General features: G+C 42.3%; 25 protein-coding genes. 16 read left to right on the plus strand and 9 right to left on the minus strand.

Features of this window, described 5'->3' with window-relative positions; all coding sequences use genetic code 11:
* Window positions 1-139 precede the first annotated feature (139 nt).
* On the minus strand, window positions 140-1,783 hold the full coding sequence (locus FTU46_RS11620; protein WP_180011732.1) for an acyl-CoA synthetase: 1,644 nt from the start codon (window positions 1,781-1,783) through the stop codon (window positions 140-142).
* A 241-nt stretch (window positions 1,784-2,024) separates the two neighbouring features.
* Here FTU46_RS11620 and FTU46_RS11625 point away from each other — a divergent pair, with 241 nt between their 5' ends.
* From FTU46_RS11625 to infC, 4 genes are all read left to right on the plus strand, one after another.
* Entirely contained in the window at window positions 2,025-3,308 is a 1,284-nt protein-coding gene (locus FTU46_RS11625) for a D-arabinono-1,4-lactone oxidase (protein ID WP_180105035.1), read from the plus strand.
* Window positions 3,309-3,320: 12 nt separating this feature from the next.
* Window positions 3,321-4,487: an alanine racemase gene (locus FTU46_RS11630; RefSeq protein ID WP_180105036.1), complete on the plus strand. Its 1,167-nt coding sequence runs from the start codon at window positions 3,321-3,323 to the stop codon at window positions 4,485-4,487.
* A gap of 227 nt (window positions 4,488-4,714) precedes the next feature.
* Window positions 4,715-6,637: a threonine--tRNA ligase gene (thrS, locus tag FTU46_RS11635; protein ID WP_004783592.1), complete on the plus strand. Its 1,923-nt coding sequence runs from the start codon at window positions 4,715-4,717 to the stop codon at window positions 6,635-6,637.
* A gap of 5 nt (window positions 6,638-6,642) precedes the next feature.
* Complete coding sequence (gene infC, locus FTU46_RS11640) at window positions 6,643-7,194, plus strand: translation initiation factor IF-3 (protein ID WP_081400954.1); 552 nt, start codon at window positions 6,643-6,645, stop codon at window positions 7,192-7,194.
* A 61-nt stretch (window positions 7,195-7,255) separates the two neighbouring features.
* Here infC and FTU46_RS11645 read toward each other — a convergent pair whose 3' ends face one another.
* The 3 genes from FTU46_RS11645 to FTU46_RS11655 form a co-directional block, all read right to left on the minus strand.
* A complete protein-coding gene (locus FTU46_RS11645) occupies window positions 7,256-7,651 on the minus strand; it encodes a hypothetical protein (protein ID WP_004783587.1) in 396 nt (131 codons plus the stop codon).
* Window positions 7,652-7,876: 225 nt separating this feature from the next.
* Window positions 7,877-8,428, minus strand: coding sequence for a hypothetical protein (locus FTU46_RS11650; RefSeq protein ID WP_034590072.1), 552 nt, complete (start codon window positions 8,426-8,428; stop codon window positions 7,877-7,879).
* A 99-nt stretch (window positions 8,429-8,527) separates the two neighbouring features.
* Window positions 8,528-8,992: an Hsp20 family protein gene (locus tag FTU46_RS11655; RefSeq protein ID WP_180033834.1), complete on the minus strand. Its 465-nt coding sequence runs from the start codon at window positions 8,990-8,992 to the stop codon at window positions 8,528-8,530.
* Between the two features lie 311 nt (window positions 8,993-9,303).
* Here FTU46_RS11655 and FTU46_RS11660 point away from each other — a divergent pair, with 311 nt between their 5' ends.
* The 3 genes from FTU46_RS11660 to FTU46_RS11670 all read left to right on the plus strand — a co-directional run bounded on the left by FTU46_RS11660 (window position 9,304) and on the right by FTU46_RS11670 (window position 10,717).
* A complete protein-coding gene (locus FTU46_RS11660) occupies window positions 9,304-9,924 on the plus strand; it encodes a glutathione S-transferase N-terminal domain-containing protein (RefSeq protein ID WP_004783581.1) in 621 nt (206 codons plus the stop codon).
* A 72-nt stretch (window positions 9,925-9,996) separates the two neighbouring features.
* Entirely contained in the window at window positions 9,997-10,287 is a 291-nt protein-coding gene (locus FTU46_RS11665; RefSeq protein WP_159123055.1) for a hypothetical protein, read from the plus strand.
* A gap of 7 nt (window positions 10,288-10,294) precedes the next feature.
* Window positions 10,295-10,717 (plus strand): YqaA family protein, encoded by a 423-nt coding sequence (locus FTU46_RS11670; RefSeq protein ID WP_034170828.1) that lies wholly within the window; start codon window positions 10,295-10,297, stop codon window positions 10,715-10,717.
* A 92-nt stretch (window positions 10,718-10,809) separates the two neighbouring features.
* On the opposite strand, the gene FTU46_RS11675 is transcribed toward FTU46_RS11670, so the two are convergent.
* Window positions 10,810-12,063, minus strand: coding sequence for an MFS transporter (locus FTU46_RS11675; RefSeq protein ID WP_180017789.1), 1,254 nt, complete (start codon window positions 12,061-12,063; stop codon window positions 10,810-10,812).
* A 230-nt stretch (window positions 12,064-12,293) separates the two neighbouring features.
* On the opposite strand from FTU46_RS11675, the gene rpmI reads away from it, so the two are divergent.
* From rpmI to FTU46_RS11690, 3 genes are all read left to right on the plus strand, one after another.
* Window positions 12,294-12,488, plus strand: a complete 195-nt coding sequence (gene rpmI / locus FTU46_RS11680; protein WP_004278281.1) for a 50S ribosomal protein L35 — start codon at window positions 12,294-12,296, stop codon at window positions 12,486-12,488.
* Between the two features lie 11 nt (window positions 12,489-12,499).
* Window positions 12,500-12,859: a 50S ribosomal protein L20 gene (rplT, locus tag FTU46_RS11685; protein WP_004647525.1), complete on the plus strand. Its 360-nt coding sequence runs from the start codon at window positions 12,500-12,502 to the stop codon at window positions 12,857-12,859.
* A gap of 75 nt (window positions 12,860-12,934) precedes the next feature.
* Window positions 12,935-13,627 (plus strand): hypothetical protein, encoded by a 693-nt coding sequence (locus FTU46_RS11690; protein WP_180105037.1) that lies wholly within the window; start codon window positions 12,935-12,937, stop codon window positions 13,625-13,627.
* A 34-nt stretch (window positions 13,628-13,661) separates the two neighbouring features.
* Here the strand turns inward: FTU46_RS11690 and FTU46_RS11695 are convergent, their stop codons facing one another.
* Window positions 13,662-14,690, minus strand: coding sequence for a hypothetical protein (locus tag FTU46_RS11695; protein ID WP_180105038.1), 1,029 nt, complete (start codon window positions 14,688-14,690; stop codon window positions 13,662-13,664).
* Window positions 14,691-14,849: 159 nt separating this feature from the next.
* Between FTU46_RS11695 and pheS the strand changes: the two genes are divergently transcribed.
* From pheS to FTU46_RS11710, 3 genes are all read left to right on the plus strand, one after another.
* Window positions 14,850-15,830, plus strand: a complete 981-nt coding sequence (gene pheS / locus FTU46_RS11700) for a phenylalanine--tRNA ligase subunit alpha (protein WP_034703065.1) — start codon at window positions 14,850-14,852, stop codon at window positions 15,828-15,830.
* A gap of 174 nt (window positions 15,831-16,004) precedes the next feature.
* Complete coding sequence (pheT, locus tag FTU46_RS11705; RefSeq protein ID WP_180105039.1) at window positions 16,005-18,386, plus strand: phenylalanine--tRNA ligase subunit beta; 2,382 nt, start codon at window positions 16,005-16,007, stop codon at window positions 18,384-18,386.
* Window positions 18,383-18,679, plus strand: coding sequence for an integration host factor subunit alpha (locus tag FTU46_RS11710; RefSeq protein ID WP_004783565.1), 297 nt, complete (start codon window positions 18,383-18,385; stop codon window positions 18,677-18,679). The genes pheT and FTU46_RS11710 overlap by 4 nt, the downstream gene beginning before the upstream one ends.
* A 106-nt stretch (window positions 18,680-18,785) precedes the next feature.
* Here FTU46_RS11710 and FTU46_RS11715 read toward each other — a convergent pair whose 3' ends face one another.
* The 3 genes from FTU46_RS11715 to trxA form a co-directional block, all read right to left on the minus strand.
* Window positions 18,786-19,073: a hypothetical protein gene (locus FTU46_RS11715; protein ID WP_179992970.1), complete on the minus strand. Its 288-nt coding sequence runs from the start codon at window positions 19,071-19,073 to the stop codon at window positions 18,786-18,788.
* Between the two features lie 403 nt (window positions 19,074-19,476).
* Complete coding sequence (gene rho, locus FTU46_RS11720; RefSeq protein ID WP_004783562.1) at window positions 19,477-20,745, minus strand: transcription termination factor Rho; 1,269 nt, start codon at window positions 20,743-20,745, stop codon at window positions 19,477-19,479.
* 321 nt (window positions 20,746-21,066) lie between these two features.
* Window positions 21,067-21,393, minus strand: coding sequence for a thioredoxin (gene trxA / locus FTU46_RS11725; protein ID WP_005233946.1), 327 nt, complete (start codon window positions 21,391-21,393; stop codon window positions 21,067-21,069).
* Between the two features lie 261 nt (window positions 21,394-21,654).
* Between trxA and ppx the strand changes: the two genes are divergently transcribed.
* The 3 genes from ppx to tilS are packed head-to-tail and all read left to right on the plus strand — an operon-like array spanning window position 21,655 to window position 25,340.
* Window positions 21,655-23,175: an exopolyphosphatase gene (ppx, locus tag FTU46_RS11730; RefSeq protein ID WP_180105040.1), complete on the plus strand. Its 1,521-nt coding sequence runs from the start codon at window positions 21,655-21,657 to the stop codon at window positions 23,173-23,175.
* Window positions 23,176-23,205: 30 nt separating this feature from the next.
* Complete coding sequence (locus FTU46_RS11735; RefSeq protein ID WP_004783557.1) at window positions 23,206-24,030, plus strand: acetyl-CoA carboxylase carboxyltransferase subunit alpha; 825 nt, start codon at window positions 23,206-23,208, stop codon at window positions 24,028-24,030.
* The gene (gene tilS / locus FTU46_RS11740) at window positions 23,967-25,340 is read left to right on the plus strand and encodes a tRNA lysidine(34) synthetase TilS (RefSeq protein WP_180105041.1); all 1,374 of its coding nucleotides are present in this window, start codon (window positions 23,967-23,969) and stop codon (window positions 25,338-25,340) included. The genes FTU46_RS11735 and tilS overlap by 64 nt, the downstream gene beginning before the upstream one ends.

Genomic DNA, 25,340 nt, shown 5'->3' on the forward strand with positions numbered 1-25,340 from the left:
GATAAGAACCTTAATCAGCACTTAAATAAACTAATTGCCTTTATTCTGAATATAAAAAAACCCCACTCACCAAATTTTTCTTTTTTCACTATTAAAAATAAAATTCAGGAGTGGAGCTAGATATTACAGTCTTAATAAATTAAGAAAATTCACCCGTTGAGCGTTCTTTGGCCCAGTCACGCAGGATAAATTTCTGCAATTTCCCGGTTGAAGTTTTTGGAATCTCGGTAATCACCACATCTTTAGGTACTTTAAAACGCGCCAGATGTTGCTTGCAGAATTCGATAATCTCTTCTGCTGTGGCAGTTTGTCCTACTTTCAGTTCGACAAAGGCACATGGCACTTCCTGCCAGCGAGGATCTGGTTTTGCCACCACGGCTGCCGTGAGAATAGCAGGATGCTGATAGAGCACTTCTTCCACTTCCAGCGATGAAATGTTTTCACCTCCCGAAATAATCACATCTTTAGAGCGGTCAGTGATTTTTGCATAACCATCAGGTTGGCATACTGCCAGATCGCCAGTATGGAACCAGCCACCGGCAAAGGCTTCTGCAGTTGCTTCCGGATTCTTTAAATAACCTTTCATGACGATGTTGCCACGGAACATGATTTCACCCATGGTCTGACCATCATGTGGCACTTCCTGCATAGTGTCAGGATCAAGTACTTTCATGCCATCTTGCAGCGGATATGGTACACCTTGACGAGAATGCAATTGCGCCTGCTCCTGAATCGACAGATCTGACCAGCCTGCCTGAGACGCACAGAGCGCAGAAGGGCCGTAGGTCTCAGTTAGACCATAGACATGAGTCACATTAATACCGATATTGCGCATGCCCTCAATGATTGCAGCAGGAGGCGCAGCACCGGCTACCATCACTTCGACACGATGATCAAACTTAGTCTTTTTCTCTTCAGGGGTATTGATCAGCATCGACAGCACAATGGGTGCACCGCAGAAATAATCCACTTTATGTTCAGCAATCAGCTTAAAGATCAGTTCCGGATCAACTTTACGTAAACAGACGTTCGTACCGCCATTGGCTGCCATGGTCCAGGCAAAGCACCAGCCATTACAGTGGAATAGCGGTAAGGTCCATAAGTAAGTGGCACGTGGCATCATGCCACAGGCAATGATATTACTGGCTGCATTAATATAGGCGCCACGGTGATGGTAAACCACGCCTTTCGGGTTACCTGTGGTTCCAGAAGTGTAGTTCAGGCTAATCGCATTCCATTCATCATCCGGTAAATGCCATTCAAAATTGGCATCGCCTTGAGCCAGCCAGTCTTCATATTCAATCTGGCCGATACGGGTATCTTCACCCTCGAATTCTTCATCAGTCACGTCAATCACATAAATGTCTTGCTGTGGAACCAATGCCAAAGCTTCTGTTGCAACTGCGGAAAATTCTGGATCGACCAGCAGTACTTTGGTCTCAGCATGTTCCAGCATGAACGCCAATGTTTTGGCATCCAGACGGGTATTTAAAGTATTCAGGACCGCACCCGCCATTGGCACAGCAAAGTGTGCTTCGATCATCGCAGGTACGTTTGGCAGTAAAACTGAAACGGTGTCATTTTTACCGATGCCTAAATTCTGGAGCTGGTGGGCAAACTGACGGCAACGATTGTATTTTTCACGCCAGGTAATACGACGCTTACCATGAATGATCGCATTTTGATTCGGGTAGATATAAGCCGCGCGATCGAGATAGCGTAAAGGTGACAGCGCTACAAAATTGGCAGGGGTGCGCGGTAATTCATCGTATGCCTTAACCATTGTAAAACTCCGTTCTATATTTATTTTTCATATCCTGTTAAAAAAGATATGCAATTCTTGGAAGTCTTGCAGTTATGCTTTAGTCGAGTGCGAATGTATAATTTTAAAAATTTAAATAATTGAATATTAATAAAATTATTTTTAAGCACCGATTTTTTTGAACCTATGGGTTCCCATATTTGCCTTTTTAGGTATTTTACTCTAAATGGGTGTTAAATATAGCCTCAGCCAAGGAATAATAATGAAAATACAACAGGCGGATGCAACATGGCGCAACTGGTCAGGAAGCCAGTACAGTTCTCCTCAAATTTTTGAGCCTAAAGAAATCAATGAATTACAAAATCTGGTGAAGTCACATGCGCAGATTCGTGTGGTGGGTGCAGGACATTCATTCAGTGCGCTAGCCAAAACCGATGAGGTATTGATTCGTCTGGATCATTTCAAAGGCGTGATAGATGCAGATGAAGCGACAGCTCAATGTACTGTACAGGCAGGTACACGTTTATATGAGCTGGGTGAATATCTGGTTCCTCTTAATCAGGCTTTGATCAATCAAGGCGATATTGATCAGCAAAGTCTGGCGGGTGCCATCTCGACCGGTACGCATGGCACGGGAATTGATTTACCGTGTTTGTCTGCTTTCGTTCAAGGCTTTGAATTACTGACTGCAGATGGCGAATTATTGCAATGTGATGAGCAGCAAAATATGGAAATTTTTCAGGCAGGGCGGGTAGCACTGGGCAGTCTCGGAATACTCACCAAAATCACCTTGCAAAATCAGCCGCTTTATAAATTAAAAGAACAGATCCGGTTGTGTTCATTAAAAGACATATTTTCCAATATCGATCAATGGAAACATCAGCATCGACATCTTGAGTTTTGGGCTTTTCTGTATGCTGATCAGGTCATGCTGAAAACGCTGGATGAAACGGATGAATGCATTCAGCCGAGAAAAGAAAGCTGGCCATCAGAAGATAGTTTATTAATGTTGTGCTCGGAATTGACAAGGTTATTGCCGTCTACCAATCCTTATCTGCAAAAGCTGCTCGGTGTTTTTGTCAAACCGACCTGTTTTGTGGATTGGTCCAGTCAGATTTTTCCCACACCGCGTAATACCCGATTTAATGAAATGGAATACCAGATTCCGGTCGAACTAGGTTTGCAGTGTCTGGAAGAAGTGCTGCATTGTTTAAGGCAGCATCGTGTGCCGATGTTCTTTCCGATCGAGTTTCGTTATGTCAAAGCGGATGACATCTGGCTCAGTCCGTTCTATCAGCGGGATTCAGTTTCAATTTCTATCCATCAGTTTTATAAGCAGGATTATCACGTCATTTTTAATCTAGTGGAACCGATTTTTCAGAAATATCAGGGGCGACCGCATTGGGGCAAATTACATAGCATGCATGCTGCATCACTGCGCGATTTATATCCAAAATGGCCTGAATTTATAGCGCTACGTCAGCAGCTGGATCCGCAGAAAAAATGGCTGAATCCCTACTTGAAACAACTGTTTCTGGCTAAGTAGCAGGAGTAGAAGATGCGATCAACTTATTTTCAGCAACTGACTCAAGACCTAAAACAGCAGGGTACAGGTACACCACAACTGATTCTGGATTTGGTTCAGTATCAGCATAATCTGGATGTTGTGCAGGCAAAACTACCTCCGCAGTTAAAGCCTCGTCTGGTGGTGAAATCTCTGTCCAGTACTGAGTTGCTTCAATTCGCTAGTGAAAAGCTGAATACCCAGCGTTTTATGGTATTTCATCTGCCACATCTTCGGGAAATTATCGGAGCATTTGAGCAAGCGGACATTCTACTCGGTAAGCCAATGCCGGTTCATGCAGCGCAGCGCTTTTATCAAAGCTGGTTTGGTCAAATGGACTTAAATACTCAAGTAAATATTCAATGGCTGATCGATAGTCAGGCACGTCTGGAGCAGTATCTGCAACTCGCCCAAAGTCTGAATCTTTGCCTGAATGTGAATATTGAAATTGATGTGGGGCTGCATCGCGGAGGGGTGAACAGTCAGGAACAGTTCGTAGCCCTACTCAAGCTGATTCAGCAGCATCCTTTGTCTCTAAAATTCTCCGGATTAATGGGCTACGATGCGCATGTAGCTAAACTGCCAAAAATTCTTAAAAGTCCTAAAAAAAGTTATCAACAATCACAGCAGATTTATCAAAAATTCAAGATGACGCTGCAGCAATTTCCTGATTTATGGCATGAAAACCTATGTTTTAATGGTGGCGGCAGTCCGACCTTTATGCAGCATTGCCAGCAGAGTGTTTGTAATGATCTGACTTTTGGTTCCATGCTACTTAAACCCAGTGACTTCGATCTGAAAAATCTCTCTGCTTTAAAATGTGCCTTGTGGATTGCCACACCAATTTTAAAAGTGTTGCCTTATGGCCAGATTCCCGGTCTGGAAGTATTTAATTATCTACCGCATCAGTATAAAGCATTATTTATTTATGGTGGCTACTGGCAGGCGGACTATTATTTTCCAGAAAAAAGCCAGCTGCATGTTTTATATGGACGCAGTAGCAATCAGGAAATGGTTCTGGTACCGAAATCTTGCGAACTGAAAGTTGATGATTATGTGTTTTTAAGGCCGACCCAAAGTGAAGCCATCATTCCCCAGTTTTCTCACCTGTATGTCTATGCTGAAAGGCAATTTGAAGCGTGGCAAACCTTTAGAGAATAAATAATTCTTGAGCGAATAATGATCTTAACTCGTTGCAGCTCAAAAGAACTTTTTGGTGATAAATCCTATTTTTATTAGGGAAAAGGTTTAATCATTGGCTCAAGCCGTGTAAAATTCTAGGCGATTTTTTATTTATCCACCGTTTTTATCTTTTGAGGTTCTCCCTCGATCATAATCTCGCGGTGACATGCTCCATGGTACGGGGCATCACTCCTTAAGGATTTCATATGCCAATTATCACTTTGCCAAATGGCGATCAAAAACAGTTTGATCACGCCGTATCTGTGATGGAAGTTGCTCAAAGCATCGGTCCTGGTCTTGCAAAAAATACCGTTGCAGGTCGTGTAAACGATCGTCTAGTGGACGCGTGCGATCTGATTACTGAAGACGCAACCTTACAAATCATCACGCCTAAAGATGAAGAAGGTGTCGAAATTATTCGTCACTCTTGCGCACACTTGGTGGGTCATGCCGTTAAGCAATTGTTCCCAGAAGCAAAGATGGTCATTGGTCCAGTCATTGAAGAAGGTTTCTACTATGACATCTGGATGCCACGTCCATTTACTTTAGATGACATGGCTGCGATTGAAGAGCGTATGAAAAAGCTCATCGATCAAGACTATGATGTCGTGAAAAAAATGACTCCGCGTGATGAAGTGATTGCAGAATTCACAGCCCGTGGTGAAGAATACAAATTGCGCCTGATCGCAGACATGCCTGAAGAAACTCAAATGGGCCTGTACTACCATCAGGACTATCTGGATATGTGCCGTGGTCCGCACGTACCAAATACCAAATTCTTAAAATCATTCAAGCTGACTAAAATCTCTGGTGCTTACTGGCGCGGTGATGCGAAAAACGAACAGCTGCAACGTATTTATGGTACAGCTTGGGCGGATAAGAAACAGCTCGCAGCTTATATCAAGCGTATTGAAGAAGCTGAAAAACGCGATCACCGTAAAATTGGTAAAGCCTTAGACTTGTTCCATATGCAGGAAGAAGCACCAGGTATGGTGTTCTGGCATCCAAACGGCTGGACCATTTACCAAGTGCTTGAACAATACATGCGTAAAGTTCAGCAAGAAAATGGTTACCTTGAAATCCGTACACCACAAGTGGTGGATTTCACGCTTTGGGAAAAATCAGGTCACGCAGCGAACTATGCTGAAAACATGTTTACGACTCATTCAGAGAACCGTAACTACGCTGTAAAACCGATGAACTGTCCTTGTCACGTGCAAGTGTTCAACCAGGGCTTAAAATCATATCGTGATCTTCCAATCCGTTTAGCGGAGTTTGGTTCATGTCACCGTAACGAGCCATCGGGTTCTTTACACGGCATCATGCGTGTACGTGGTTTTACCCAAGATGATGCGCATATTTTCTGTACTAAAGAACAAATCGGTACTGAAGTTGCAGACTTTATCAAATTGACACTAGACGTATACAAAGATTTTGGCTTTGAAGAAGTACAAATGAAGTTATCTACACGTCCTGAAAAACGTGTGGGTGATGATGCACTTTGGGATATGGCAGAAAAATCTTTGGCAGATGCTTTAGATGCTGCTGGCCTAGATTGGGATTTACAACCAGGTGAAGGTGCATTCTACGGTCCGAAGATCGAATTCTCATTGAAAGACTGCTTAGGCCGAATCTGGCAGTGTGGTACCATTCAATGTGACTTCAACCTTCCAGAACGTCTGGATGCCTCTTATGTTACTGAAGACAACGATCGTGATCAGCCTGTGATGTTGCACCGTGCAATTCTTGGCAGTTTCGAACGTTTTATTGGTATACTGATTGAACACTACGCGGGCTTTATGCCACCTTGGTTATCACCAGTGCAAGCGTGTGTCATGAATATTACTGATGCTCAAGCCGAGGCTTGTGAGTCAGTCGTCGCGAAACTTAAAGAAAACGGAATTCGTGCAATTTCTGACTTGAGAAATGAGAAAATCGGCTTTAAGATTCGTGAACGTACTTTAGAGCGTATTCCTTACTTATTGGTACTTGGGGACCGTGAGGTAGAGGAAGGTACTGTGAATGTCCGTACCCGCTCAGGAAAAAATTTGGGTACTATGTCAATCGATGCTTTCGTTGACTTAGTAAAAGCAGCCGTTGCCGAACGCGGCCGGTACATTGTGGAGTAACAGCGATTAAACAGCCTGACCGTAATCAACAGGGCGGTAATAAATCAAACCGTCCTGCCTTGAATGATGAAATTCGTGCTAAAGAAGTTCGTCTTGTAGACGAAAATGGTGAGCAAAAAGGTATTGTAAGCCTTGCGGAAGCATTGCGCGCAGCAGAAAATGTTGAGCTTGATCTTGTTGAGATCGTAGCCAATGCTGAGCCACCTGTTTGCAAAATCATGGACTTCAATAAGCATTTGTTTGATCTGAAACAAAAGCAGAAAGAAGCGAAGAAAAAACAACATCAAGTCCAGGTGAAAGAAATCAAGCTACGTCCTGCGACAGATGTAGGTGATTACAACGTAAAATTACGTGCAATCATCAAATTCCTTGAAGAAGGAAACAAGGTTAAAATTACCCTGCGTTTCCGTGGTCGTGAAATGGCTCACCAGCAACTGGGTCTGGCTCAACTGCAAAAAGTTGAAGCAGACGTCGTTGAATATGGTGTTGTTGAACAAGCACCAAAAATGGAAGGTCGTCAAATGGGTATGCTGCTTGGTCCTAAAAAGAAAAAGTAAGCATCTCTTGATGAAAAAAGCCCTGCATTTGCAGGGCTTTTTTATGAGGTAACTTAATTTTTTATTGAGTAGGGTAGGATTTTCCTGCTTCTACAATCGGAATATTGGCCTCAGTGGGTACATAAATTATTTGTTGAATACGACCTTCACGTAGGGCTTCACCAAATGCACCAATAAATTCCTGCTTGCGATATTCAGGATAATCTTTAGCTGCCTGCCCAACGAGTTTAATAGCTTCTGCACGCAGTTTGGCACTTTCCAGTTCCGCTTTTGCAACTTGCACTTGAATCATTTTAGATTGTTCTGCTTCAGCCAATGCTGCCTGACCATCCATCCCTTGTTTCCAAACTTTATAATGTGGCCAGCCAAACAATAGCAGTAAAATGACAATCAATAAAAAGAACAGCAAGCCCAATAGCATGAATGGACTTAGGGCGTTGCGACGGACATAATTCATAGTGCACCTACGGCAGATTTTTTTATCTATGGTATTTATTGAATGTTTTATTCTGTTTCAGAAAAGCATAGCCGAAATTTTATGTAAATCAACTATATGTGGTGATAGGGGAAAGTCCCAACCAGAACACCATTTTTTAATAACTGCTTTTTATCCTTTGGAATCTGATGAGATAAATTTCTTTCAGCTTAAACCATATAGTTAAAAGTGTTTTTGAATCAGCTTTTATGATCTTAAATTCCAAGCACTGTGCATGGCCTGAATAATTTCTTTAGCTTGCTGACGGGAAAACATCGATAAATGAATCCGGAATAATCTTAAACAGAGCCGGTCGCGCCAACTGGACTGACAAAGAATAAAATCGAGAGTGCCATCTCGCTGATTAATTTGATGAGCGGGAAGTCTGGTTAGCCAGCGTTTGGTACGTGCCTTAATTGAATCATATTGAGGATTGATAAAGCTATAATGGACGGCTTCACGATATAAACACAGGCTGATCCGGTAACCTGCCAAAGTGTAATAAATTGTCCGCGAGGTGATTTTTAGTTTAATGCTATATACCAAGAGCGATAGCATCAGGAAACCCAGCATATAGCCATAAAAGCTTGGAGACTCCTGCCATAAAAATACCAATCCTCGAATAAAACTGGAAGGAGGATCTGGAGTATGAAGGTATAAGGTCATCAAAATCCCAATGGGATAGCAAAGAAGGAGAAGTCCCATATGTTTCATCGTCTGGGCACTTTGATGAAACAGAATAATATCTGATGTGCTCATATTATTATTTTTATAAGGAGTGAAAATTGAACACTTTCAAGCTTAAGGATTCTGTCCTAAAAAAGAAAGACCCATTCGGGTCTTTCTTTTGGCAGGTGATTAGCTTTGCTGCTCTTTAGATTCATTTTTTTCAGCTAACAGTTTTTTGCCAATCGGAATCTGACGAGGCAATTTTTCTTCTGGCACATTGCGCTGCAATTCGATTTTCAATAAACCATTTTCAAATTCAGCTTGTTGTACCTCTACATGTTCATCCAGTCTTAAAGACAATTTGAATGAACGGTGGGCGATGCCTTTATGCAGGAATTCCACAGTCGTATCTGAATTTTCTTCCACCGCTTTACCGCTAATGGTCAGAACCTGATTTTCCAGATTGATCTCTAGCTGATCTTCATTGAATCCGGCAGCAGAAACCACAATGCGGTAATTGTTGTCGCCGGTTTTTTCAATGTTGTAATGTGGATAGTTCGGTGCCTCACTTTGCATTGCATAATCAAAAAGGTCATTAAAGCGGTCAAAACCGATACTACGACGGAATAGTGGGCTAAGACTGAAATTGCTCATTGATCTTACCTCCTGATCTCAGAAAAGTTTTTTAAACAACATGCAATTCTTCAATATGAACTCAGTGATTAGAAACAATCTCCTGAATAGATCATTGCTCTATTTCTAATATAGGATTGAGGCGAAGTTTTTCAAGCCTCAAGATATTAAAAATATTTGAACCCATCTTGAGCTAAAAATAATGCTTTGAATTTAGCGATTTTACTGCTGAATCTATAACAAAATATGCGGAAGTAAGGCTTTAAATCATGCTATAACTAGATCAAATTTCAATAATGTCATGTAAAAACGAAAAGGTAACAGGTAATAACATGATTGATCTCTATTATTGGGGAACGCCCAATGGCCATAAAATTACCATCGCATTAGAAGAAATGGGTTTGGAATATAAAATTTTCCCGATCAATATTCTGGAAAATGACCAGTTTCAACCTGATTTTTTACGTATCTCTCCAAATAACAAAATTCCTGCGATTGTGGATCAGGATGGCCCGCGTGGTGAACCGATTTCAGTCTTTGAATCTGGCGCGATTCTGCAATATTTGGGTCGTAAAACCGGCCTGTTTTATCCGGATGATGAGCAGCAACGTGTTGAAGTTGAGCAATGGCTGATGTGGCAAATGGGTGGCTTGGGTCCGATGCTGGGGCAGAATCATCACTTTAGCCGTTTTGCTCCTGAGCGTATCCCATATGCTACTGATCGTTATGTTAATGAAACCAAGCGTCTATACGGGGTTCTGAACAAACAGCTGATTGGTCAGAAATATGTAGCTGGTGAGTATTCGATTGCGGATATGGCTATTTTGCCATGGGTGCTACGTCATGAATGGCAGCAGATTGATCTGGCTGATTATCCGGAAGTACAGGAATATGTGACACGCCTGACTGCGCGTCCAGCGGTGCAAAGAGCGTTAGCAATACAGGTCAGATAAGTCTGGCCTTTGTGCTAAACTAGATAAAAGTAGATTAAACCACCTTTGGGTGGTTTTTTATTGGGTGAGTATATGAAAGATTTTTTCCTGAACTTTACTAAAATCGTGGAAACGAATCCTCGAATTTACTGGAGTATTATTTTCGGTATCGCAGCTTGTCTGCTGCTGTTCGTTGCTGAAATTGTGCATGTGGATCAGGTGATCAGTGCCTTGAATACCAAAGATCGTCAGATTTTAAATACAGCGCTTGAGCCGATCACCCAGAAATATCAATGGTCACGTATTTTGGTCATGGTTATGGCTATAGTCTGGGCGAATTGGGAATATCTTAAAGCCAAGAAAAAACTGGGTTTAAGCCGTTAGTCTCGGGATGTCCCTGTTTCTGCTCTTTCTTGCCGCTTTTGGTGCAGCCACTTTATTACCGCTGCAGTCGGAAGCAGTTTTGCTGGGTTTATTATGGCAAGGGAGCTATTCGGCGGCCTTGCTCATCATGATCGCAAGTGCTGGAAATATCTTGGGTTCCTGTGTGAACTGGTATCTGGGGTTCAAAATTGAGCAATATAAGCATAAAAAATGGTTTCCAGTCTCTGAGCAGCAGATGCTTAAAGCTCAAAGTACCTATCAGAAATACGGCTATTGGTCATTATTGCTGAGCTGGGTGCCGATTATTGGCGATCCAATTACATTAATTGCCGGTTTGCTTAAGGAAAATTTTACCCGTTTTATCTTGATAGTCAGTATTGCCAAAATTGGACGTTATCTGTTTGTCTATTGGGCTTATGCGATGTTTTAAAAAAAGAGGCATAAAGCCTCTTTTTATTTATATTCATCATTAGTGCGCAGAATTTTCTTGATTGAAAAACCTTTGCACATCAGAACTAAAAATTATTTTTCATTTCCTTTGGTAATATCAACTCCAAACAGGTCCTTGGTTCTCGCCCAGCTGATGGCAACTACCAGTAGGGTCATGCTGCCACCAAACACTGTAGCCATAATCGTGCCCATATATCTCGCAGCCAGACCAGACTCAAAAGCACCCAGTTCATTGCTGGATGAGACAAACATGCCGTTTACTGCAGCAACCCGGCCACGCATATTATCGGGTGGATAAATCTGTAAAATCGTTTGGCGAATCACTACAGAAATACTGTCACAGGCGCCGGTCATGGCAAGAGCAAACAGAGATAGCCACATTGAGTTGGAAAAAGCGAATAGCAAGGTAAAGACACCGAAACCTGCGACTGCAAGCAGCATATTACGCCAGGCATGTTGCGTAGGCGGAAAACGGGTCAGGGCAATCATGGTTATCAGTGCGCCAATTGAAGGAGCAGCCCGTAAATAACCCAAACCTTCAGGACCAACTTTTAGAATATCCTCTGCAAAAATCGGTAAGAGGGCAATCACCCCACCAAACAATACCGAAACCAGATCTAGGGAAATTGACCACAGTACAATTTTGCTGTTCCAGATAAAACGGAAACCATCACCCAGACTATGCAGGACATTTTCAGTTTCAATTTTAGGAAAATCGCGCTTTTGCAATAAGTTAATCAGAACAAAACAGATGCTGACCAGTACTGCGACAGTTAGAAGACTGGTTTCCCGACCTAAAAACGCCAGCATAAAACCACCGAGCATCGGCCCGATAATTACACCACTTTGCCAGCCAATTGTGGTCCAAGTTGCACCATTGGCATAGAGTGCACGTGGAATAAGAAAGGGTTTTAGTGAAGTTGCTGAAGGATTATAAAAGCCACGAATGGTACCCAGACAGAAAATGACGGCATAAATTCCCCAAGATAATTGACTGGTGCTGAGGTTTCCCAAACCGTGATAATGAAACAGTGACCAGAGAATGACAGGCATCGGAATGGCAAAAAATAAACAGATTTTCATAATAGTCTGCTTATTAAAACGATCCGCAACATATCCACCCCATAAAGAAAGGGAAATAAATGGAATCGCCTCTGCCAGACCAATCAGTCCTAAGGTCAGCGGGTCTTTGGTAATCTGATATAGTGAATAGGCAACAATAATTTCCTGAATCAGAATGGCTAAAGTCAGGCAAAACTGATTTAAGGTAACAATAGAAAAGTCTCGGTAACGGAGTGCGGCAAATGCATCGGGCTGAATGTGCATAAAGAGCTGTAACTGAAAAAATTGACAAATTATAAAGTGATATCGCAAGCAGTATATAAATTCATCATTCAATTCTTATCGTAAAAAATGCTAAGTTTGCAGATTCATCAAGAAAAAAAGACTAGTGCTTTTGTTTTAAGCAAAGATGCATTAGAATATCGGCTCCCTTACCTGCAGGGCGTTCTTGCAATGGTGCAGACGTGCCGAACAGGTGTTCAAAAGAGGTTGTTATGCCTAAGATGAAAACTCGCCGTGGTGCAGCTAAACGCTTCAAAGCGACTGCTAACGGTTTTAAGCGTAAACAAGCGTTCAAACGCCACATTTTGACCAAAAAATCTGCTAAGCGTATTCGTCAATTGCGCGGCTGTGTAATGGTTCACGTAAGTGACGTTGCTTCAGTTCGTCGTATGTGCCCGTACATCTAAGGAGATTATAAATGGCTCGTGTAAAACGTGGTGTACAGGCTCATCGCCGTCACAAAAAAATTCTTGCTCGCGCTAAAGGTTACTATGGTGCTCGTTCACGCGTTTACCGCGTAGCGTTCCAAGCGGTAATCAAAGCTGGTCAATACGCTTACCGTGACCGTCGTCAGAAGAAACGTCAATTCCGTGCTCTATGGATTGCGCGTATCAACGCTGGTGCACGTCAAAACGGTTTATCGTACAGCCGTATGATCGCTGGCTTGAAAAAAGCTCAGGTTATCATCGACCGTCGCGTACTTGCTGACATCGCTATGCATGACGCAGTTGCGTTTGCAGCTCTAGCTTCTAAAGCTAAAGATGCGTTGGCTGCATAAGTCTTTATGACTTAGAAAAAAGACCGCTTTTAGCGGTCTTTTTTTGTGCGGAAACCTAATATTAGAGAATAATAAATGGAATTACTATTAGAAAAATATAAGGTAATATCAATAACTTGGATTTTATTTGCGTTACTTTATCTGTTATTAACATCAGATTGTTATAACTTGTTAAGTCAAAATTGTAAGTTAATCCCACCTAATGAAATGGGAGATTTTTTGTCAGGTTTTTTTGCGCCTTTGGCTTTTTTAGGCCTTATAGTGACGATCTATCAACAGAAAATAGATTCTCAAGCTTTATTAAAAATTGAAATTGAAAGGAATAAAGTCTTAGAACCCCATTTCATTCTAAATATAGAAAATTATAAAAGAGTTGATGTTGAACAAGTTGAAAATCCTGGATATTGGCTAGGCTTAGATGTGGCATTGTTTAATACAAGAGGGACAGCTATTGATACCAAAGTTTTTGTAAAAAGAAACGGGGTTTATACACAGTTTGGCGAACCCATAAATGTAATTGAAAGATTTGAGAAAAAGGAGATTCAACTACATTTAATTTATATCACTCCTCCTATGACGAAAAATCAAAAAATAGTAGAAAATATTCGTATTGATGCAATGGGTGAAACAGGTGAAAAATTTGAATACTATTTCAATCTAATAATATTAGAAATTAATGAAACAACTGTATTAGAGGGATTTAAACCATTAGGTATTGATTTCAAAAACTATTATTCATTTATCGTAGAAAGAATAATAAATGAATAATAAATTTTATAATCGAAGTCTATAAACCTTTAGATTAAAGCCCGAAATAGTAGCCAATCAGACAGATCACAATCGTGATCAGAATTAGTTTGATCACACTTGAAGCACCGGTTTTATGATGACTTTGTGGTCGCTCAGCTTTAGAAACTTTGACCGCTCGATCTTCAGTATTCATGCCTGCAAAAGGATCAGGCGCCACTTTAGGAGTGAGTTGTGCGGTTTTATAATGATTGGCCACTTTCACAATGAACTTGGCACTGATTTCATCGATTTTTTGTGCAAAGTGGCGCAGATTTAATTGCTGCTCTGGATTCAGTACCTGACCATCATCGTTATAAGGGTGTTGAATCTTTGTCTGAATAAAATCACTTAATGCATCCAGACGGTACAAGGTCTGATGAGCATAATCAGATGAATAATCCGTTGGAATCAAAGCTAGGTGACTCGGATTTTCTGCATGAGACTGAATCGTTGGGGTAGTACCGTAATAAGGCAAACCAGTATAAGCAGGCTCAGTGAATCCTTGAGCTAAATGATGTTCAAATAATTCCTGTTCAGTATAGGTATGAATATCATCCCAGTTTGGCTGCACCAGATCAGCATCAATTCTTTTGGCTAGTTTACTATTGAGTTCATAACGCCAGAATACTTCATGACGTAAAGGTGACTGTTGGGCTTCTGGTGCTTCATAATCATTATCAGCGGTATACCATTCAGCCAGCTCCTTACCGATCATCCAGGCAGTTTTACCTTGAGCATGATGACTGATAATCACATGAGCCAAAGGAATCAGCTCGACATTGGCATTAGGATTATTTTCATCTTCCAGCAAGTGTGAAGAATGTAGACTAATACGACGAACACCTTGTTTTTTCAGACCTTCTAACCAGATTTGAAAGTGCTGTGCCAGTAAATGCTGGGAAATCAGATCACGGAAAGTTAAATGGTGCTGATTAAAAATGGAGTGATTCAGCCAGCGGCTGAAACTGAGATCCTGAGTTAAAAACTCATTGCCATAAGTGACGAGGGTCAGTTGCTGTTTCCAAATTTGATCGAGTGCCATAGTGATTTGATCTGATTGATATTATGTTTATCTTATACTTTTTATAATTCATGATGCTATTCTAATTTTCATTAAAAGCGCACTTCATCAACTCGCCTAAAAACTGTTAGAATATGGGGTTTTTAAAAATATTTCTAACCTGTTGCTTTGAGAGTTACTATGTCACTGGAAGCCCTGACCACTGAAGCGCTCGCTGCGATTGCAGCAGCTCAAGACCTTGCTGCACTTGATCAAGTACGAGTGCAATTTACGGGGAAAAAAAGCCAGCTCGCGGAACAATCTAAGTCGCTGGGGAAAATGGATCCTGAACAACGTAAAGCGTTTGGGGCACAAATTCATGCAGTTCGTGAAGCCATCACAAGTGCTTTGACACAACGTCAGGCTGAACTGCAAAAAGCTGCACTAGAACAAAAGCTTGCTAGTGAAACAATTGATATTACCTTGCCCGGTCGTGGCCAACAGGTGGGCAGCATCCACCCAGTGACCCAAGTACAAGAACGTATCTGTCAATTCTTTACCAAAGCAGGGTTTACAGTAGCGACTGGTCCAGAAGTTGAAGATGACTATCACAACTTCGAAGCATTGAATATTCCAGGCCATCACCCTGCACGTGCCATGCACGACACTTTCTATTTTGATGTGAACCATCTGCTACGTACCCATACTTCGGGTGTACAGATCCGTACCATGGAAACCCAGCAGCCACCAATTCGTATCGTGTGCCCAGGCCGTGTATACCGTTGTGACTCTGACCAGACGCATTCACCAATGTTCCACCAGATTGAAGGCTTATACGTTGCTGAAAATACCAGCTTTGCTGAATTAAAAGGTTTATTGGTAAACCTGCTAAACGAATTCTTCGAAAAAGATTTGAAAGTGCGTTTCCGTCCGTCTTATTTCCCGTTCACTGAGCCAAGTGCTGAAGTGGACATTATGGATGAGCGTGGCAAATGGTTAGAAGTTTTGGGTTGCGGTATGGTGCATCCAAATGTACTTCGCGCTGCGGGTATTGATCCAGACAAATACAAAGGCTTTGCATTTGGTTTAGGTGTAGAACGTTTTGCAATGTTGCGTTATGGCATTAATGACCTGCGTATGTTCTATCAAAACGATGTGCGTTTCTTACGCCAGTTTGCTTAAGAGATTTGATAGCCTCTTCTTATAAAGTTGAGTGGCTAAAACATATTAATTTTTAGATTTAGAAATCCCCCTAAATCCCCCTTTGTAAAAGGGGGACTTACACGAAACAAGATAGGGTGTGGGATTTCCCCTCTTTGAAAAAGAGGGGCTAGGGGAGATTAAGGAAATGAATGTATGAAAATTAGCGAAAATTGGCTGCGCACATGGGTTAACCCAGCCATCGATAGCGAAAAACTGTCTGACCAACTGACTATGCTGGGCTTGGAAGTAGATGATTTGTCTCCAGCCGCAAAACCCTTCACAGGTGTGGTTGTGGGTGAAGTCCTGACTGTCGAACAGCATCCTGATGCAGATCGCTTACGTGTAACGACTGTGAACATTGGTTCAGGTGAGCCTTTGCAAATCGTGTGTGGTGCACCTAACGTACGTGCCGGTATGAAAGCGCCTGTTGCGACCATCGGTGCAGTTCTGCCAGGCGATTTTAAAATCAAGAAAGGCAAACTGCGTGGTGTTGAATCACAAGGTATGTTATGCGGCGCTTCAGAAATCGATCTTGAAGACAAAATTGATGGTCTATTAGAGCTTCCTGCAGATGCACCAGTCGGTGTCAATGTTCGTGAATATTTAGACCTTGATGACAACGTGATTGATATCAGCATCACCCCGAACCGTGGTGACTGTTTCAGCATTCGCGGGATCGCACGTGAAATTGGTGTAATTAACCAATTGCCTGTCACTGCACCTGAAATTAAAGAAGTTGCAGCAACTCTTGCAGATGAGAAGAAAGTCGTTGTTGAAACTGAAGGTTGTGCACGTTACCTCGGTCGTGTGATCAAAAACGTCAATACCAAAGCACCAACCCCTGAGTGGATGGAACGAGCTTTAGTACGTGCCGGTATCCGTCAGCACAGTATTCTGGTCGACATCACCAACTATGTATTGATGGAACTGGGTCAACCTCTGCATGCCTTTGATGGTGGCAAGGTTCAAGGTTCAGTACATGTACGTCAAGCGACTGCAGGTGAAAAACTGGTTCTATTAAATGAACAGGAAGTGGAACTGCAAGACGACGTGATGGTAATCGCAGATGATGAAAAAGCATTAGCGATTGCAGGGATTATGGGGGGCCTGTCTTCATCAGTAACTGATGAAACTACTGAAATCTTCCTGGAATCAGCATTTTTCGCGCCATTGCATATTGCTGGCCGTGCTCGTCGTTTCGGTCTGCATACTGATGCATCACAACGTTATGAACGTGGTGTAGACTTTGAACTTCCTATGATCGCAATGCACCGTGCTTCTCAGTTGATTGCTGAGCTTGCAGGCGGTGAGTTTGGTCCAATCATTGTAGCTGAAAAATCAGAGCTGTTACCAAAACGTGAAGCGATTGAGCTAGAACAAGCTCAAGTCGATCAATTATTAGGTTATACAGTTGAATCAGATTTCATTACAGATGCTTTAACGCGTTTAGGTTGTGAAGTGACTGTAAAAGCTGAAGGCCAGTGGTCAGTGGTTCCTCCATCACACCGTTATGATATGGCAATTTACCAAGACCTGATTGAAGAAGTTGCCCGTATTCACGGTTATGACAATATTCAAATCAGCCTACCGGTCATTGATGTGAAGTTGGCGAAATATGAAGATCAATTCGAACTGACTCAGCTTCGTCAAACAGCCGTGACCTTGGGTTATCAGGAAGCGATCAGCTTCAGTTTTGCTGACCTGAAACTGGAAAAACAGCTGAATCCAGCGGTGAATCCATTGGCTTTGGCGAACCCAATTTCAAGCGATTTGGCAGTGATGCGTTCAACTTTACTGTCTAGCCTGATTCCATGCGTACAGTACAATGTCAACCGCCAGCAGAACCGTGTACGTTTCTTCGAACTCGGTCTGCGTTTTGATTACCAGAATGCGGCTTTGATTCATGATCTGAAACAGATTCCAACTTTTGCCTTGATTGCCACAGGTTCACGTACACCTGAAACCTGGCATGGTAAAGCGCAGCCAATGGATTTCTTTGACTTCAAAGGTGATATTGAGGAAATTCTGGCAGCTGCGCGTCTGAATGTAGAATATGTACGTTCTGAACGTAGCTGGTTACATCCTGGTCAATCTGCTGAAATTCTAGTGAATGGTCAGTCAATTGGTTACTTAGGTCGTTTACATCCCTCACTTGAAGATGAACTCGATTTGGCGACGACTTGGGTCGCTGAATTAGATCAATCGGCTGTTTTGCAAACTTATGTATCTAATTTTACAGAATTATCACGTTTTCCATCGGTTCGACGTGATATTGCGCTTTTAATTAGTGATAAGATTAATGTTAGCGAAATTCAGGGACTTATCGAAAAAACAGGTGGAGAGCTTCTAGGCTCGACATGGTTGTTCGATGTGTACACTGGACAAGGAGTAGAAGAAGGGAAACGCTCACTGGCATTTGCACTTCTCTGGCAGCATCCAAGCCGTACACTGGAAGATGCTGAAATTAAATCAGGTATGGATAATATCCTTCAGGTGTTGGAAAACACTTACCAAGCGACATTGAGGGCTTCATGACAGCATTAACAAAAGCAGAAATGGCTGATCATTTAAGTGAGCTCACGAGTTTAAACCGTCGTGAAGCTAAACAAATGGTCGAGTTGTTTTTCGACGAGATTAGCCAAGCGCTAATCTCGGGCGAACAAGTAAAATTATCGGGTTTCGGTAACTTTGAGTTACGTGATAAGCGCCAACGTCCAGGCCGTAATCCGAAGACGGGTGAAGAGATTCCGATTTCTGCACGCCGTGTTGTTACGTTCCGCGCGGGGCAGAAGTTCCGTCAACGTGTGGGGAATGAGCAGATCAATTGATCTGCTTTTTTTCATTTAAAAATTTTATTTTTTTAATCTTTTATATTTCTAAACAAAAAAAAGAGAGCCAAAGGCTCTCTTTTTTTGTACTGAATAATCGTAAAGATTATTGAGCAGCAGCTTCAGAAGCAGCAGTAGCTTGAGCAGCAGCGTCAGTAGCAACAGCAGCAGCAGCGTCAGCTTCAGCAACAGCAGCAGCGTCAGAAGCAGCAACTTCAGAAGTAGCTTCTACAGCAGCAGCGTCAGCAGCAGCTTCAGCTTCAGAAGCAGCTTCTACAGCTTCAGATGCAGCTTGGTTAGCGTCAGCAGCAGCGTCGTCAGCTTTTTTAGCACAACCAACGAAAGCTAAAGTAGTAGCAACTGCAGCAGCAATAGCGATTTTTTTGAATAACATGGCATCACTCTCTAAAAAATTGAGATTAAAAAAAACCAAAGTCAGGCTGTAATATGCTTTTATTATTCCTAATAGTGTTAGGGACTAACAACGCAGGAGCAGTCTAACTGGTCTGCAAATATGCTATCACTGCGCATTTTTAATTGCTACTAGGGGAGCATCAAAAACAGCGAAAAAACGATAAAAATTAAGGGTTTTTTAACAGAAAATAACAATTAATTGAAAGATATAGATTGGAGAAAGGCTTATTAAGCTTATAAAAATTATACAGTTATTTATTTGTTTATTTTAATAATCAAAAACTTAAAAATAAGTTTACAGATATCTCATTACATTGTTTCATTGTGTAACATGCGTCAACCATAAAAAAAGGCCACCTTGAATGGTGACCTTTCCGATAATTTTAGTTCGATGCTTTGCGTTTCATTTGATCAAAGAAATCATCATTGGTCTTGGTTTCTTTCATGCGGTCAAGCAAGAATTCCATCGCGACCAGTTCATCTTGGGTATGCAGAAGTTTACGTAGAATCCAGACTTTACGAAGTTTGTCTTCGGACATTAAACGTTCTTCACGACGCGTACCGGATTTCTTAATATTCATCGCAGGGAAGACGCGTTTTTCCGCAATACGGCGATCTAGCGTGATTTCCTGGTTACCTGTACCTTTGAATTCTTCGTAAATGACTTCATCCATTTTACTGCCGGTTTCAATCAGTGCAGTAGAAATGATAGTAAGAGAACCGCCTTCTTCGATATTACGTGCCGCACCGAAGAAACGTTTTGGACGTTCAAGTGCATGTGCATCTACACCACCAGTTAATACCTTACCTGATGAAGGAATCACAGTGTTATATGCACGTGCCAGACGGGTAATCGAATCCAGCAGAATCACCACATCTTTCTTGTGTTCAACTAAACGTTTGGCTTTTTCAATCACCATCTCAGCCACTTGAACGTGACGGGCAGGTGATTCATCAAAGGTAGAAGCGACCACTTCACCGCGAACGGTACGTTCCATTTCGGTGACTTCTTCAGGACGTTCATCAATCAGAAGGACAATCAGGAAACATTCAGGGTTATTACGAACAATCGATTGCGCGATGTTCTGTAATAGCATGGTTTTACCAGCTTTCGGTGGTGCAACGATAATTGAACGTTGACCTTTACCAATTGGTGCCACCAGATCGACGACACGTGCAGTTAAATCTTCAGTCGTACCATTACCAAGTTCCATCACTAATTGTTCAGTAGGGAACAATGGAGTTAAGTTTTCGAACAAGATCTTGTTACGTGAATTTTCCGGGGTATCGTAGTTAATCTGATTGACTTTGAGCAAAGCAAAATAACGCTCACCTTCTTTAGGCGGACGAATGGTTCCCGTAATGGTGTCACCGGTACGCAGGTTAAAGCGGCGAATTTGTGATGGGCTGACATAGATATCGTCAGGACCTGCCAAATAAGAGCCTGCTGCAGAGCGTAAGAAGCCAAAACCATCTGACAAAATTTCTAGAACGCCATCACCAAAAATCTCTTCACCATTCATCGCATGGCGTTTTAAGATGGCAAAAATAATGTCTTGCTTACGGTTACGAGCCATACCTTCAAGGCCCATAAACTCGGCAATCTTGATGAGTTCGCCAATCGGTTTTTTCTTGAGTTCGGTTAAATTCATAGGTGGTCAGATAGAATCAAAATTCTAAGGTATAGGTTAGAAAGGGAGTAACATTCGGCCGCATATAAGCATTCAAACGAAAGCAATTGAATTTGCACAAGAACAATTCAGAGGTCTGTTTGATTGTTTCAAAGAGAAATGTGAAAACAATTTCTATTGCCGAGCGGCATGTTATGTAATGTGTCTTGTAAGAAACTGACAGGATTTAGCATCCTTTATCTCTTGAAGTTGAAATATAAGAGAGAAACAGGTTTTTGTCAATTTATAGACGAAAAAAATACGCAACCTTTGGTCGCGTATTTTTACTATAGCATTTTATGCTTAGATGTTTTGATCAATAAATGCAGTCAATTTAGATTTTGGTGCTGCACCGACTTGAGTCGCTACGACTTCACCATTTTTAAACATCAATAAAGCTGGAATGTTGCGGATATTGAAATTCACAGCAGTTTGTTCGCAAGATGTTACGTCAACTTTGACAATTTTCACTTTGCCTTGATATTCATCAGCCAATACTTCAAGTACAGGGGCAATAGCTTTACATGGCGCACACCAGCCAGCCCAGAAATCAACCAGTACAGGAACGTCTGATTGAAGAACGTCTGCTTCGAAGTTTGCGTCAGTAGTGTTTACGATGTTGCCAGACATGGAGTGCTCCAGAATTAATTTTATAAAGATAACTATAATTATTAGTATTACATAGCCATCTTTAACAATGTAGGGGAATCTGTAAATTTTCAAGCTTTAATGTTGTTTTGTCTAATGGATGATCACGATAGTCACCATCGCCTCATACAATTGTCCTATAAATGAAAAAAATAATTACGCGAAATTGTCCTGACAAATGGCTTTTAAATTGCATGGTTGTGAATTACTCTAAGCACAATTCTTAAAAGGTTTATTTCTAGAATGTCTGATTTTTTGATTGATGAAGAATTACTCGCAGCCATCGATATGGGATCAAACAGTTTTCATTTGGCGATTGCCCGGGTGGATCATGGCGAAGTGAAAAAAGTCGCATCAATGTCAGAAAAGGTTCAACTTGCTGCGGGACTGGATGAAAATAAAAATTTGACTGAAGCCGCACAGCAGCGCGGTTTGGCTTGTCTGGCCCGTTTTGTCGGACGCTTGGGATCGGTACAACCGAACCGTTTACGGATTGTGGCAACGAATGCTTTGCGTCAGGCCAAAAATGGTCATGAATTTATTCAGAAAGCAGCTGAAATTTTACCAAAACCGATTGAAATTATTGCTGGTCGCGAAGAAGCGCGTCTAATTTATCTCGGTGTGTCACATACCATGGCCAATACTGGCCGTCGTCTGGTGGTAGATATCGGTGGGGGTTCGACTGAACTGATTATTGGGGAAGAATTCGAACCCATTCATACCGAATCTGTGCAGATGGGATGTGTGACTTTTACCAAGAAATTCTTTGCTGATGGTGAAATCACCCATAAAGCATTTGATAAGGCAGTGACTGCGGCACGTAAAGAAATTTCAGGCATTGCCAATACTTATAAATCTGCCGGTTGGGATGCAGTCGTTGGTTCGAGTGGTACGATCAAAGCCTGTCGTCAGATCTGTGTCAATATGGGCTGGAGCAATGATAAAGAACAGCTCACCCGTGAAGGTCTGGAAAAACTTAAAGATAAATTATTCAAATATAAGCATGTTTCGGACATGGAGTTTGAAGGTCTGAAAGATGACCGTCGTGCAGTTTTACCTGCAGGAATTGCCATTTTATATGCAGTATTTGATGTACTGAATATCCCACATCTGGTGTATTCAGATGGCGCATTGCGTGAAGGCGTGATGTATGACCTCTTGGGTCGTTTCAAGCATGAAGATATCCGTGATCGTTCTGTTCATGCCTTAATTGGTCGTTATAATGCCGATGCCAAACAGGCCGAACGTGTAGTGCAGACTGCGGAAAAACTGTTTGATGATGTGGCTGGTGATCTCGGCCTGTATAGTGAAGACAGTGATTTACTCCGTCGCGCCGCTTATTTGCATGAAATTGGTTTAGCGATCAGTCATAGTGGTTATCACCGCCACGGTGCCTATTTATTGCAACATTCTGACATTGCCGGTTTTTCGCAGGTAGATCAGAATTATTTGTCACATTTGGTCGCACACCATCGCCGTAAATTGCGCGCTGATGCCAAGCATGATGTGATGAAAGTCGGTGGAACTAAACTTTTACAGCTGTGTTTGCTGTTGCGTCTGGCGGTTTTGGTCAATCACAGTCGTAGTGATGAGATGCTTCCTGCCATTGAACTCAAGGTCAAGAATGCGCAACAATGGCAGCTCAGCATTTCTGGTGATGCCAAACAATGGCCATTGCTGATTGCTGAACTGCATGATGAACAGGTGCAGTTTAAAAATTGGGAGATCGAGCTCTCGGTTCAATCTGAACAATTTGTTAATTAATACCTTTATAGGGATGAAAACGGTTGACCTATGAAAAATAAAGCTACCCCATCAAAAGCATGGACGACAGTACAGATTGCTCGTCATCCGGAACGTCCACAATTTCTGGACTACGTAGGTGAAATATTCACCGAATTTGATGCTTTGCATGGCGACCGTCTCTATGGTGATGATGGCGCAATGATCGGTGGTCTGGCACGTTTCGATGGACAACCAGTGATGATCGTGGGTCAGCACCGTGGTCGTAGTACCCGTGAAAAATTGCAGCATAATTTTGGGATGAGTAACCCGGAAGGTTACCGTAAAGCTCAGCGTCTGCTGGATATGGCGGAACGTTTTAATCTGCCAGTCTTTACCTTTATTGATACCATGGGTGCATACCCGGGTGTAGGTGCAGAAGAGCGTGGTCAGGCTGAAGCGATTGCTTCTTCATTGGCACAACTTTCTAATCTGAAAGTGCCTGTAATTGCCACTGTTCTGGGTGAAGGCGGTTCAGGTGGTGCGCTCGGGATTGGCGTGGCGGACCGTGTAGTGATGCTTTCTCACAGTATTTATTCAGTGATTTCACCAGAAGGTTGTGCATCTATTCTGTGGAAAACCGCAGAAAAAGCGGAACAAGCCAGTGAAGCTTTGGCATTGACTGCTGAAAAATTACAGAAGATGGGCATTGTTGAATACGTTGTTGATGAAGGTGAAGGTGCACATCTGGATCCGGATGAAGTCATGTACCAACTGAAAGCAGTCCTGAAAGAAGCTTTAAATGAACTGCAAGCAATGGAACCACAAGCACGATGCGAAGCACGTTACCAACGTTTAATGAAGTTTGGCAGCGACAATTTAGGTCTGGCATCTTAAAGCAACTGCAGGAATTTCCTGCAGAAACAAAATTTCTAATCGGATGCAGTGGCGGCGTAGATTCTATGCTGTTGCTGCATCTGATGTTTTTTTTGTGTCCGGAAAAAATCCGCGCGATTTATGTTGATCATCAATTACAAAGTATCAGCAATGAATGGGGCACTTTTGTCCAGCATCAGTGTCAGCAACTAAATATTCCTTGCATCATTCAGCCCGTCCATGTTGCCAGCGGCAATCTGGAATCACAGGCTCGCCAATCACGGTATCAAGCTTATTTACAGCATCTTCAGCCCGATGAAATTCTGGTCTTAGCCCATCATCAGCAAGATCAAGCAGAAACTTTAATGTTGCGCTTACTTTCTGGGGCAGGGATTGATGGTCTGGCTGCCATGAAAGCGATCGATATACGGACAGATTTAACCATCTGGCGGCCACTGCTGGATATTTCTCGTGAGCAGATTTGCCAATGGGCAGCAGATTTAAATATCCAGAATATTGAAGATCCGACTAATCAGGATACTCATTATGACCGTGCCTGGGCACGTCAGGTGCTGTGGCCAGTCTTAAGTCATCGCTATCCGAAAATGCAGTCTGCCTTGGCTCGTACCAGTGAACTGATGCAGGATGCACAAAACATTCTGCAAGACGTATTAGAGCAGGATCTCAAACTCTGTGGTAACGCCGAAATTCTCGATCTATCTTCATTCTCAAGTTTATCCAAAGCACGGCAGCGTCAGTTACTCTCGGTCTGGATGAAAGGCGAGGGACAATATCGTCCCTCTCTGGACATGGTTGAGCGTGTACAGGCTGAAGTAATTGGAGCGAAACCAGATGCTCAAGCAGCGCTGCATTGGTCGGGTTATTACTATGTGCGTTATCAGCAGCAGTTGCATCGCCTAAAAGCTGAAGTTTATCTGGTTGACCAACAATCGACTGTAGCCGAACAGCAGATCATTTTACAGAATAAAGATCAGGTTCATCTTCCTTCCGGTCAATTCAGGATTCAAAGGGCTGAGATAGGATTATGTCCCACTTTATTAGGACAACCCTTGTATTTACGGCAACGGAAGGGGGGTGAAAAAATCCATCTCTATGGACGGGTGGGACACTGGCCGCTCAAAAAAGCTATTCAGGAAGCGCAAATATTTCCTTGGACTCGGCATACTATTCAAATATTAAGCACAGATAATGTTATGCTAGGCGTGTTTACACCTAAAGGATTTTGGTTAGCTCAATCTGCATATTGTGAAGCAGGGGGATGGCTACCCATTTCGGTTTCTTCAACTTTAGAATTCAACGACGAGCATTAA

It is taken from the genome of Acinetobacter sp. YH12108 (assembly GCF_013419055.1).
In the GTDB taxonomy this organism is placed as follows: domain Bacteria; phylum Pseudomonadota; class Gammaproteobacteria; order Pseudomonadales; family Moraxellaceae; genus Acinetobacter.